We start from the raw sequence: 12,233 nt of genomic DNA, 5'->3' as shown, positions 1-12,233 counted from the left end.
TGTTCAACATCGAGGTCATCATTTGCTGATTGTATAAGCCTACTGAAACTAATTATACTATAAAGGAAGGTAGTTAATGAACATCTGTACAATAAGTATCACTTCACTAGAATGAATGGGGGAGTTCAAATGAAATTACAAGACAAAGTTGCAGTTGTGACAGGAGCAGCATCAGGCATGGGGAAACAAATTGCTATAGATTACGCTAGAGAAGGAGCTAAAGTCGTCGTATCGGATTTAAATCTTGATGGTGCGAACGAGACGGTAGAAGAAATAAAAGCGAATGGCGGAATGGCCTTTGCCATTAAAACGAACGTGGCGGTGGAGGAAGATATTCAACATTTGATCGATACCACGGTCAGTACTTACGGTACGGTGGATATTTTGGTGAATAACGCGGGTATCATGGATGGCATGGAACCTGCTGGAGACATTGAAGATTCTAGATGGGATCGGATTTTTGCCATTAACACGACAAGCGTCATGCGTTCGACTAGAAAGGTGTTGCCGATCTTTTTAGAAAAACAAAAAGGGGTCATCATCAATATTGCTTCTGCTGGCGGTTTGTACGGTGCTCGAGCTGGAGCAGCATACACTGCCTCTAAACACGCAGTGGTCGGGTTCACAAAAAACACGGGCTTCATGTATGCCAATAAAGGGATTCGCTGCAATGCAATAGCACCAGGCGGAGTTGAAACCAATATTGGTTCCAGCATGACGAATATCAATGAGTTTGGCTTCTCTCGCCAACAATTGGGTATGGCTATCAATCCACGCAATGGCAAACCTGAGGAAATCGCTAAAGTTGCATTATTCCTTGCTTCAGACGATTCCAGTTTTGTTAATGGTACTGTCATCACCGCAGATGCTGGTTGGAGTGCATATTAAGCCCGTAAATTAAAAAGAATGGTCAAGAACTTGGTGACTGATATATGCATTCCTGCCAGTAAGCAGGGATGCATTTTTTTTGAGTGAAGCATTGGCAGGTTCATTGGATGGGGAATTTGGTTAGCCAGACAATTTGCTAGAGGAAGTTTCACTTCATTCGGTAGTCCTGACATCGTCATTTCAATTGAAAGTGGATAAGTGGGGGCTGGATAGTTCAACTACTATCCAGTTTTTCTCTCAAAAAGAATTATGCTATCAATTGGATTTAAAAGATAAGTTGAACTCTGAAATCTCGGAAGCAAAATAGGTTTCCAGAAAAAATCCACTTTCCCTATGAAAAGGATCATTGAGTGATCCTTTAGTTTGCTGCGATAACTCTCAAACGATATATTAATTGGCGTGAGAATATTGAAGGACTTTCTGACGGACGTAATCAAGGTGCTTGTACATTTGGCTAAATGCTTCATGCGGATCATGTGCTGCAAGTGCCGCATAGATGGCTTTATGATACTTTACAGTCAGTTCCCGTTCTCTGAATTGAATCAGGCTATTAATTTTATTATGGGTAATCAATAAGGAATCGATCATGCCTTCAATAATGGGATTGTTCGCACTTAAAGCGATGATCTTGTGGAATTCTTTATCGGCCTCTCCATAATCGTTGTCTTCACTATTGGCAATCGTGTCAATCGTAACTTGCAGTTTCTCCAGTTGTTCGTCTGTGATTTTCTCGGCAGCCATTGTTACTAATCCCAACTCCAATGCCATTCGCGCTTCGATGATCGCTGGTAAATTATCCGTAGCCAGCGCCAGCATGACAGAGAATGGATGTGTACCGATTTTATCGTTAAAAAAGGTTCCTTCACGTGTTTTCCGTGTAATGACACCTAGTGTATCAAGTGCACTCAGCGCCTCACGTAAAACAGGCCGGCTTACTTCAAGTTCTTTCATAAGTTCCATTTCAGGAGGCAGTTTGTCGCCCGCTTTCATTTGTCCGCTGACGAGCAGATGCACAATTTGATCCACGACTTGTTGTGAAAGAGTGTTGCGATGTACCGATTGTACGCCTAATTTCTTTGACGATTCTTCCATTGTGTAACCCCTTTTCTGTTAAATCCTATATGTATCCATACTGTAAGACTAATTATATAATATAATACACTTATTTGCATGTGAGGATAAGAAGACCTATGTCCAAAAAAAGTAAAATGCGCCCCTCTAAAGAGAGAGACGCACGCATTGTTGGAAAAAATCATCTGACAAGGCAAGGAGATTTTGGATTGAACTTCCATCCGGAAACCAGGTATTGCATAGCCATTGAATCATCACGGGCACCAAGTCCTTTTTGTTTATAAAGCTGGTGTGCCTTCTCGATTTGTTCCATATCCACTTCAATTCCAAGTCCAGGTTTGGAAGGGACATCGACCATTCCGCCGACAATTTTAAAAGGTTCTTTCGTCAAACGCTGCCCATCCTGCCAAATCCAGTGGGTATCGATCGCAGTGATTTTTCCTGGTGCGGCTGCAGCAACGTGTGTAAACATGGCAAGTGAAATGTCAAAGTGATTATTGGAGTGTGATCCCCATGTCAATCCCCAGTCGTTGCACATTTGAGCGACCCGGACGGAGCCGTGCATCGTCCAAAAATGCGGATCGGCAAGAGGGATGTCCACGGATTGAAGTTGAATGGAGTGCCCCATTTGCCTCCAGTCCGTTGCAATCATATTCGTAGCGGTTGGAAGGCCCGTTGCACGCCTGAATTCCGTCATGATTTCCCGGGCGGAAAAACCATTTTCCGCTCCGCATGGATCTTCCGCATAAGCTAAAACATGATGCTGATCCCTGCAAAGTTTAATCGCATCCTCAAGCAGCCAGCCGCCATTTGGATCAAGCGTGATCCTGGCTTCAGGGAAGCGTTCGGCAAGTGCCGTCACCGCTTCGATTTCTTCCTCCCCGCGTAAAACCCCGCCTTTCAATTTAAAATCATTGAATCCATAGCGAGAGTGGGCGGCTTCTGCCAAGCGGACAATCGATCCGGGTGTCAGCGCTTCCTCATGACGGAGGCGAAGCCAGTCATCTTCCGCTTCCGGTTCGCTTAAATAACCAAGATCTGTTTTATTGCGGTCACCTACATAAAATAAGTAGCCCAGCATTTCCACCTTATCACGCTGCTGTCCTTCACCGAGAAGGGCTGCGACAGGAACACCTAAATATTGGCCAACTAAATCAAGAAGTGCCGCTTCCAATGCTGTTACGGCATGAATGGCAATACGGAGATCGAACGTCTGAAGGCCGCGCCCTCCGGCATCGCGGTCCGCAAACTGCTTACGGATGGTATTTAGAATGTTGTTGTATGTCCCAATGGACTGGCCGACAACCAATTGTTTGGCATCTTCGAGTGTTTGGCGGATTTTTTCGCCCCCAGGAACTTCACCTACACCTGTATTACCCGCATTGTCTTTTAGAATGACAATGTTCCGGGTGAAATATGGAGCATGGGCACCACTCAAGTTCAGCAGCATGCCGTCATGGCCCGCAACTGGAATAACGCTCATTTCAGAAATTACCGGTGTGCCGATTTTTACATTATCCTTAAGTAATTGATTGTTCATAATTTTTCCCCCTACTAGAATAGTTAGTTGACTATGACTTTAACTCTACACGTTTAATTTCACCAACCAGGAATAAATAACTTAAAATTGCGACAAGAGCATTGGCACATACAAAGACTAGCGCCCCATTGAACGACCCTGTCGTGGCAATGATATAACCGATGATGATCGGTGTTGTAATGCCGGCAATGTTACCGAATGTGTTGAAAAGCCCCCCGCTGACACCGGACATTTCTTTTGGTGAGGTATCGGCCACTACCGCCCAGCCGAGTGCCCCAAATCCTTTACCGAAAAACGCAAGGGCCATAACGAAAATGACAACCCATTCCGTATCTACATAGTTTGCTGCTACCAAGCTCATCGATAGAATCATCCCAACAACAATTGGCACTTTTCGGGCGACAGTCAATGAGAATCCCTTCCGTAACAAGAAATCCGAGAATGTGCCTCCGAGAATGCCGCCAAAAAATCCACAAATGGCCGGAAGGGAAGCGACGAATCCAACTTCAAGAATGGTCATGCCCCTTTCTTGTACAAGGTACACAGGAAACCATGTCAGGAAAAAGTACGTTAATGTCGTAATGCAATATTGTCCGAGATAAACACCTAACAGCATGCGGTTTGATAAAAGCTGCTTAATATGATTCCAGTTGACGCCTTTCTTTTCCTCCTTATTTGTACTGCTTTGATCCATATTGATCAAAGCGCCGCCAGCTTCGATATATTCAAGCTCAGCTTTGTTGATACGAGGATGTTCCTTCGGGCCATAAATCGTTTTCAGCCAGATGAAAGCAACGATGATTCCTAAGGCACCCATAAAGAAAAAGACATATTCCCAACCAAATTTATATGTAATGTATCCCATGATCGGTGCAAAGAGAACGGTTGCAAAATACTGGGCGGAATTGAAAGTGGCAGCCGCGGTTCCGCGTTCATGGCTTGGGAACCAGGTAGCAACGATGCGGCTGTTGGCCGGGAAGGAAGGGGCTTCTGCCAATCCAACTAAAAAACGCAGGCCGAACAATACCATGACAGCTGTTCCGGCAGAACCGAAAAAACCGAGAAATCCTTGTAAAAGCGTAAAGGTAGACCATAACGTGATACTCCAAAAGTAAACCTTTTTTGAGCCAAAACGGTCTAAAAGCCATCCGCCTGGAATTTGTCCTGCTACATAAGACCAAGCGAAAGCGGAGAAAACGTAGCCCATCATGACTGAATCGAGACCAAGCTGACCAGACATGTCCGTACCCGCAATGGATAGCGTCGCACGATCGGCATAATTCAAAGCAGTGACCAAAAAGAGCATAAAGACAATGAACCATCGTGTGCGTGTTTTTTTCTGGGCACTTGGCAGTTTAGGAGATGGTTGAAAAACTTTTTCTTCAGCGTTCATATACTCACTTCCTTAATCGTATTTAATTATATTTTCATTTGATACCGCTTACAATGTTAACCGTTTCCTCCTTTGTGAAAATTCTTAATATTTAGTTTTGTCCAATGGTAAGACAAATAAAATTGTTTGTCAATGGCTTTTTTTCGTAAATCGTTTTTCATTTTAGCTCCTTAATTATCGTGTTTTTTTGTATATAGTAGAAGCGAAATTATTGAGGTTTGAGGTAATGTTCGTTTTTTCAGAAAATAAAAAAAATAAGATTGACCAGAAGGTCTATTTGTCTTACAATAAAACAATAATACGCAAGGGGGAATAAATAATGAATAAGACTCGCAAGGCACCTAAAGGAATTCTCGGATTTCCCGTGGCACCATTCACAACGAGTAATAAGCTTGATGAACAAGCACTCGCCCAAAATATCCAATTTTTATTAGATGAGGGACTCGAGGCTATTTTCGTGGCATGTGCAGCAGCGGAATATCCTTCGTTAAGTAAAGAGGAATATGAAGCGATGGTAGAGGTAGCCGTATCCGTCACGGCTGGAAAAGTACCTGTATACACAGGGGTAGGCGGGAATATTCAAACTTCCCTCGAACTTGCCAGAATATCAGCGGATAGAGGGGCAGACGGTTATTTAATATTACCTCCATATCTCGTTACTGGAGAACAGGCAGGTCTGGCTGCTTATTTCAAAACCATCGCAGAAAGTACAGACTTAAATTCCATAGTATATCAGCGTGATAATGTTTCATTTTCACTTTCAACTTTGGAAGCGCTTGCTGAGGTCCCGCAGGTGGTCGGCGTCAAAGACGGCCTGGGCAATATGGAGTTGAATGGACTCCTTACACAAACCTTCGGAAAACGTTTCGGCTGGCTGAACGGAATGCCGCTTGCGGAAGTCACCATGTCGGCCTACGTTCCACTTGGCTTTGACTCATATTCATCAGCGATATCCAATTACATCCCGCATATCTCACGAAAATTCTATAATGGCATTTTGAGCGGAGATCAGGAAAAGGTCAATGAAATTTACCAACAGGTCATCATGCCAATCAACAACATTCGCCGTCAGCGAAAAGGGTATGCCGTTTCTCTCATTAAAGCAGGCATGGAGATTATGGGAATGCCGGTTGGGCAAACAGTCAGATTACCGATTCTTCCGGTGGAAAAAGAACATTATGCAGAAATGCAAACAATATTAGAGAATGCCTTAAATCGTTTTCCAAAAGAAACACCAATTCAATCAATATAATAAGGGTGGGATTATATATGATAACTACAGTTCAAACAAAAACGTATCTTAACTATATTAACGGTGAATGGGTTGCCTCTATTTCAAATGAAGTTGAAAAAAGTTTAAACCCGGCAGATAAACAGGCAATTGTCGGATATGTACAAAAATCTACCAAGGATGACTTGAACCTGGCTGTGGAAGCTGCGAAAAAGGCGAAAGAAAAATGGCGCAAACTAGCTGGTTCAGAGCGCGGGGAGTATCTATATAAAGCAGCGCAAATTCTTGAAAAGCGGATTGATGAAATCGCAGAATGTGCAACACGGGAAATGGGAAAGACCTTTGCTGAAACAAAAGGGGAAACGGCACGCGGTATTGCGATCCTGAAATACTATGCAGGAGAAGGAATGCGTAAAGTGGGGGATGTCATTCCATCCACCGACAGTTCAGCGCTTATGTTCACGACGCGAGTCCCGCTTGGTGTTGTGGGCGTCATAACACCTTGGAATTTCCCAATTGCCATCCCAATCTGGAAGATGGCTCCTGCTCTCGTATATGGGAATACGATTGTGGTCAAGCCAGCCACCGAGACGGCCATCACCTGTGCGAAGATCATGGAGTGTTTTGAAGAAGCCGGTTTACCGGCGGGTGTAATCAATATGGTCACAGGACCGGGCAGTGTCATCGGGCAGGGCATCGCTGATCACGAAGATGTAAACGGCATTACCTTCACCGGCTCAAACGGCGTTGGAAAAAGGATTGGACAAGCGGCGTTAGCACGCGGAGCGAAATACCAGCTTGAAATGGGCGGGAAAAACCCGGTAATCGTTGCAGCGGATGCGGATCTTAATCTGGCTGTAGAAGCCGTCATTACAGGTGCGTTCCGTTCAACGGGGCAAAAATGTACCGCGACAAGCCGTGTCATCGTTGCAGCTGAAGTTTATGAAGAGTTCAAGCAGCTGCTGGTGAAAGAAACGAAAGGCATTTCCATCGGGGATGGATTGGACAGCGGGACATGGATGGGACCATGTGCTAGCGAAAATCAATTGAATACGGTTCTTTCCTATATTAAAAAAGGAGTGGAAGAAGGCGCTGCACTTCTGATTGGCGGGAAGCGTGCTGAAGAAGGCCCTCAGGCAAATGGCTTTTATGTAGAGCCTACGATTTTTGATAACTGCACGTCAGATATGACGATTGTACAGGAAGAAATTTTTGGTCCGGTGATTGCTTTATTGAAAGCTGATTCAGTTGAAGAGGCCCTGCAACTTGCGAACAGCGTGGAATACGGCCTAAGTGCTTCCATTTTCACAGCGAATATCAAACATTTGCTTTCATTTGTTAACGATATGGAAGCGGGTTTGATTAGGGTTAATGCTGAGAGCGCAGGCGTTGAATTGCAGGCGCCATTTGGCGGCATGAAAAACTCCAGCTCCCACTCCAGGGAACAAGGAGAAGCAGCAAAAGAGTTTTTTACATCCATTAAAACGGTGTTTGTAAAATAATAACCGGCCCGTGTATCTTTAGTGGTGTCTGTTAGCTTTAATAGGATGAAGGAGTGGTAAAGTGGATACGAAAACGCAACTGACGGAAGTACCGCTTTATATTAAGGTAAATAAGATGGACAATGTCGCCATCGTGGTTAATACAGGGGGCTTGGATCAAGGAACCGTTTTCCCTTGTGGGCTTGAATTGAAAGAAAGAGTACCACAAGGTCACAAAGTGGCTTTAATGGATATAGTCGAGAATGAAGCCATCATACGCTATGGGGAAGTTATCGGTTATGCGGCTGAATCAATCAGTAAGGGCAGTTGGATTGACGAGTCGTTGGTGATACTGCCGGCTTCTCCAGATTTAAAGGCATTACCGGTAGCAAATGATATACCGAAAACTTTACCCCCACTTGAAGGGTATACATTTCAAGGATTCCGCAATGAAGATGGCAGTGTTGGAACCAAGAATATATTAGGCATTACAACTAGCGTTCAATGTGTAGTGGGCGTTCTGGATTTTGTCGTGAACCGGATAAAAAAAGAGCTACTCCCGAAGTATCCCAATGTTGATGATGTTTTCGCCATAAATCACAACTACGGGTGCGGAGTCGCTATCAATGCACCGGAAGCGGTTATTCCCATTCGCACGATACAGAACCTTGCGAAACACCCGAATTTCGGCGGGGAAGCCCTGGTAGTTGGATTAGGGTGTGAAAAACTTTCTCCAATGAGAATAAATCCAAGCGGGGATGATTCAGATATCATTTCACTTCAGGATCAGCAGGGATTTGCGGGAATGGTCGAATCCATTATGGAAATGGCCGAGGAACGCTTAATCAAGTTGAACCGCAGGCAGCGGGAGACATTTCCGGTTTCCGAATTAGTCATCGGTACGCAGTGCGGAGGAAGTGATGCCTTCTCTGGTGTGACAGCTAACCCTGCAGTAGGATATGCTACAGATCTGTTAGTTAGGGCAGGGGCAACCGTTCTATTTTCTGAAGTCACAGAAGTACGGGATGCGATTCATCTATTAACGCCTCGTGCAGTGAATGAAGAAGTGGGGAGAGCTTTAATAAAGGAAATGGATTGGTATGATAACTACCTTGCTTTGGGTGATGCCGATCGAAGTGCCAATCCGTCGCCTGGAAACAAAAAGGGCGGGTTGGCCAATGTAGTGGAAAAATCATTAGGCTCCATTGCCAAATCCGGGACCAGCCCCATTTCAGGCGTACTGGCTCCAGGTGAAAAAGCAGCGGAAAGAGGACTGATTTTTGCCGCTACACCAGCTAGTGACTTTGTTTGCGGAACACTGCAGCTTGCTTCCGGTATGCACCTTCAAGTTTTTACAACTGGAAGAGGCACGCCTTATAATCTGGCAATGGCTTCTGTCATCAAAGTTTCTACACGAAATACATTGACCGAGAAATGGAAAGATCTGATTGATATAAATGCTGGAACTATCGCTACTGGTGAAGCAACCATAGAAGATGTAGGATGGGAAATATTTCACCTTATTTTGGAAGTAGCCAGCGGTAAAAAGAAAACCTGGGCAGAGCATTGGGGCTTGCATAATGATTTGGCACTGTTCAATCCTGCGCCAATTACCTAATAATGATTTACTGGACGGACTTCCTTTTAATAGAGGAAGTCCGTCCTTTTTTCTTTCAGAAAAGAGGACCGCCGGACTATTGGCAGAAGTTATTAATGAACGAATGATTTTCATCAGGGTGATACTTAAGTACACATGAGGAGGGATTGCATGGTCACATTCAGGAATGCGACAGCAGAAGACTTAAGTGAAATCGTACAGATGCTTGCGGATGATGTTTTGGGGAGGGAGAGGGAGCGGTATGAAAATCCGCTTCCTGAAAGCTATTTAAAAGCATTTGAATCCATTGATGCAGATGAGAATAATGAATTGATCGTTGCATGTCTTGGTGAGGAAATCGTTGGGGTGCAGCAAATCACGTTCACTCCTTACATTACCCATCAAGGCGGTTGGAGAGCTACGATCGAAGGGGTTCGGACGGCATCTTCAGAACGAGGGAAAGGTATTGGAAGCAAGTTGATTCAATATGCGATTGACCGTGCAAGGAAGCGGGGCTGCCATATCATTCAGCTGACGACCGATAAAAAGCGGGAAGAAGCGCTGCGTTTTTATGAACGTTTAGGATTTAAAGCCACTCATGAAGGCATGAAAATGAAGCTTTAAATTGACGGTCTTTTATCCCTTTTTTTTGTCCATAACAATTTGTCTGGTATTATATGTTAATATTATTTGTGAGATATTAATAGATGTATATAGAATTTAAAAACTGATGAAAGGGTGAGCTCGATGGAAAACGAAGCATGTATTCAGAAGAGGTACGGTGTAATTAGTTTTACTTCATTCATCATTGGAATCATTTGCTTTTTTACTGTTTTTATTACACCTATCAGAATGGCAAATATCGGGAGTCTGACGGGTGATTATATAACACTTTTCCTTACGATTACCGGCATCGTCCTATCTGTCATGGGAATTTTGAAGAAAACGGAGAAAAAAGTGATTTCTATCATTTCTTTGGTTTTTTCCTCATCTTTCTTTATATTTTGGGTTATCGTCATCACTTTGCTGTTAACTGGTGAAATAGAATTGCCCCGTAAAACAAATTAGATAAAGGGGTTGTATGTAGGTCTAAGCTAATGGGGTCTGACTATAAAGGGGCGGTTCAATGATAAGAGGTTTATATGAAGCACATTTACCGGTTCGTGATTTGAAACTTTCCATTGAATTCTATGAGGGGCTTGGTTTGCAGTTGGATCATAAGGTTGAAGACAGCCTGGCTTTTCTATGGATTGAAAAGGATAAAAGTTGGTTGGGGCTTTGGGAAACGGAAAAAGTGAAAGTTGAGTATCATCCCTCCTTACGGCATATCGCTTTTCAAGTATCATTGGAAGATTTAAAGTGCTCAGTCGCATGGCTTGAAGATAGAGGCTATGCGCCAAGAGAGGCTTTTGGATTTCTACCAATTGAACCTTTCGTGATGCCTCACGGGGAATATGCCCACGCTAAAATTCACTTTAATGATCCAGATGGGAACAGTTTGGAGTTAATTAGTAAACTGGAGAATCCAAAAAAAATCAAGAATCGTATGTATTTAAGTGAATGGGAACATGAATACAGAATTGAAAAAAACGAATGACAGATAGGCGGGAATTTCAAGAATATTAAATAATCATGTCAGAACAGAATTGGGGAATCATAGAATGAATGTCAAAGCGGAATTATATTGGAATGCATTTTGGCAGGGGAAAGAAGAAGAAAAACCCCAGTCAGTCAGTGCGTGGCAATTCGGGGCCGATCCCGATCAATTGGCTCAATTAGTGATGGATGGGATAAAAACGGCTACATGCTCTGGGTATGTTTTTTATGAAGTAGAAAATGAACCATTACCATCCGTGGGTGATTATAGCATTATTTTAAGTAGTGAGGATGAGCCCTTAGCGATCATCCAAACAGTGAAAGTCGAAGTATTGCCCATGAATGAAGTGAGCGAAGAGTTTGCGATTGCAGAAGGGGAAGGCGATCGAACATATACATACTGGTGGGACGCACATGAAAAATTTTTTAAAGAAGAACTGGACAAAATCGGACACACCTTTCAAGTAGATATGCTGCTAGTGTGTGAGCGTTTTGAATTGATACATGTAAAGTGAGTGTAGACGGCTCGTTCGGAATAGAGCAATAAGTGTTTTCTTTCAGTGATTTGCTATAATAGGTCATTGGATTAAAAAACTTATAGAAAGATAGGTATTTGCATGAAAAAGAAACTGATATTCATTGGATTGGGAATCCTGGTTGTTTTCCTGCTATTGTTTGGTACGTATAAATTAATGAATTCAAGAACATATCAGATATTCGGTGGATTAACGGATAATGTCGAGACGAATGAAAAAGTGGTCGCTTTGACTTTTGATGATGGCCCATCGAACAATGTAAATCAAATCCTTCCGTTATTGGATAAATACGATGTAAAGGCTACATTCTTCCTGATTGGTAACGAAATCGAAAAGTATCCAGAGGAAGCGGGAAAAATAGCGGAAGCAGGACATCAGATTGGGAATCATACGTATTCCCACAGGCGGATGGTGTTTAAATCCGCCTCTTATATCAAGGCGGAAATCGAGAAAACGGATAAATTAATTCAAAACTCCGGATATAAGGGTGAAATTGATGTCCGGCCGCCAAACGGGAAAAAAATCTTAGGTTTGCCTTATTATTTAAATAAAAATGATAGAGAGACCATTACCTGGAATCTGGAACCAGATAGCTATTACACTACCGCTTCTGACAAAGTGAAGTATGTGAAGGAAAATATAAAACCAGGTTCGATCATCCTGATGCATCCGATGTATGATGATACGGGTAAAGAACTTCAAGCGATTGAAGGGATCTTAAAAGAGTTAACGAACAAAGGGTATAGGTTTGTAACGGTCAATGAACTTCAGGAAATGTAGTTTCATTTTACCGTCCGAACGATTTTTAAAAAATCGGGTTGCTGCGGCAGCCCTTTTTTTGATATACAGAATAGTACAAAACGTGTGCTGCATATTGTTTCTTAACGGAATGTTGATGTT

The 12,233-nt window shown here is 43.2% G+C and carries 12 protein-coding genes; 9 read left to right on the top strand and 3 right to left on the bottom strand.

Annotation, left to right across the window (positions count from 1 at the left end; translation table 11 throughout):
- Window positions 1–129 precede the first annotated feature (129 nt).
- Complete coding sequence (locus ACIQZD_RS05275) at window positions 130–888, top strand: SDR family oxidoreductase (protein ID WP_101223162.1); 759 nt, start codon at window positions 130–132, stop codon at window positions 886–888.
- 390 nt (window positions 889–1,278) lie between these two features.
- On the opposite strand, the gene ACIQZD_RS05270 is transcribed toward ACIQZD_RS05275, so the two are convergent.
- The 3 genes from ACIQZD_RS05270 to ACIQZD_RS05260 form a co-directional block, all read right to left on the bottom strand.
- Window positions 1,279–1,980 carry a FadR/GntR family transcriptional regulator gene (locus tag ACIQZD_RS05270; RefSeq protein WP_063232459.1) on the bottom strand — a complete coding sequence of 234 codons (702 nt, stop codon included), beginning with the start codon at window positions 1,978–1,980 and terminating at the stop codon, window positions 1,279–1,281.
- Window positions 1,981–2,140: 160 nt separating this feature from the next.
- Window positions 2,141–3,499 (bottom strand): glucarate dehydratase, encoded by a 1,359-nt coding sequence (gene gudD / locus ACIQZD_RS05265; protein ID WP_402899026.1) that lies wholly within the window; start codon window positions 3,497–3,499, stop codon window positions 2,141–2,143.
- Between the two features lie 31 nt (window positions 3,500–3,530).
- On the bottom strand, window positions 3,531–4,892 hold the full coding sequence (locus ACIQZD_RS05260) for an MFS transporter (protein WP_402899023.1): 1,362 nt from the start codon (window positions 4,890–4,892) through the stop codon (window positions 3,531–3,533).
- Between the two features lie 319 nt (window positions 4,893–5,211).
- Between ACIQZD_RS05260 and kdgD the strand changes: the two genes are divergently transcribed.
- From kdgD to ACIQZD_RS05220, 8 genes are all read left to right on the top strand, one after another.
- On the top strand, window positions 5,212–6,144 hold the full coding sequence (gene kdgD, locus ACIQZD_RS05255) for a 5-dehydro-4-deoxyglucarate dehydratase (RefSeq protein ID WP_402899020.1): 933 nt from the start codon (window positions 5,212–5,214) through the stop codon (window positions 6,142–6,144).
- Between the two features lie 17 nt (window positions 6,145–6,161).
- Complete coding sequence (gene gucD / locus ACIQZD_RS05250) at window positions 6,162–7,625, top strand: alpha-ketoglutaric semialdehyde dehydrogenase GucD (protein WP_402899017.1); 1,464 nt, start codon at window positions 6,162–6,164, stop codon at window positions 7,623–7,625.
- Between the two features lie 61 nt (window positions 7,626–7,686).
- Window positions 7,687–9,222: a galactarate dehydratase gene (gene garD / locus ACIQZD_RS05245; protein ID WP_402899014.1), complete on the top strand. Its 1,536-nt coding sequence runs from the start codon at window positions 7,687–7,689 to the stop codon at window positions 9,220–9,222.
- Window positions 9,223–9,372: 150 nt separating this feature from the next.
- The gene (locus tag ACIQZD_RS05240; protein WP_402899010.1) at window positions 9,373–9,825 is read left to right on the top strand and encodes a GNAT family N-acetyltransferase; all 453 of its coding nucleotides are present in this window, start codon (window positions 9,373–9,375) and stop codon (window positions 9,823–9,825) included.
- 123 nt (window positions 9,826–9,948) lie between these two features.
- Window positions 9,949–10,269 (top strand): hypothetical protein, encoded by a 321-nt coding sequence (locus ACIQZD_RS05235; protein ID WP_402899007.1) that lies wholly within the window; start codon window positions 9,949–9,951, stop codon window positions 10,267–10,269.
- 58 nt (window positions 10,270–10,327) lie between these two features.
- Window positions 10,328–10,798: a VOC family protein gene (locus ACIQZD_RS05230; RefSeq protein WP_402899004.1), complete on the top strand. Its 471-nt coding sequence runs from the start codon at window positions 10,328–10,330 to the stop codon at window positions 10,796–10,798.
- 64 nt (window positions 10,799–10,862) lie between these two features.
- Window positions 10,863–11,312, top strand: a complete 450-nt coding sequence (locus ACIQZD_RS05225) for an ASCH domain-containing protein (RefSeq protein WP_402899001.1) — start codon at window positions 10,863–10,865, stop codon at window positions 11,310–11,312.
- 102 nt (window positions 11,313–11,414) lie between these two features.
- Window positions 11,415–12,113 carry a polysaccharide deacetylase family protein gene (locus ACIQZD_RS05220; protein WP_402898998.1) on the top strand — a complete coding sequence of 233 codons (699 nt, stop codon included), beginning with the start codon at window positions 11,415–11,417 and terminating at the stop codon, window positions 12,111–12,113.
- The last annotated feature ends 120 nt before the right edge of the window (window positions 12,114–12,233 follow it).

This window comes from Peribacillus sp. NPDC096447 (genome assembly GCF_044762725.1).
GTDB lineage: Bacteria > Bacillota > Bacilli > Bacillales > DSM-1321 > Peribacillus.
The sequence above is the reverse complement of the archived record's forward strand: the minus strand, read 5'-3'. Positions and strand labels throughout refer to the sequence as shown.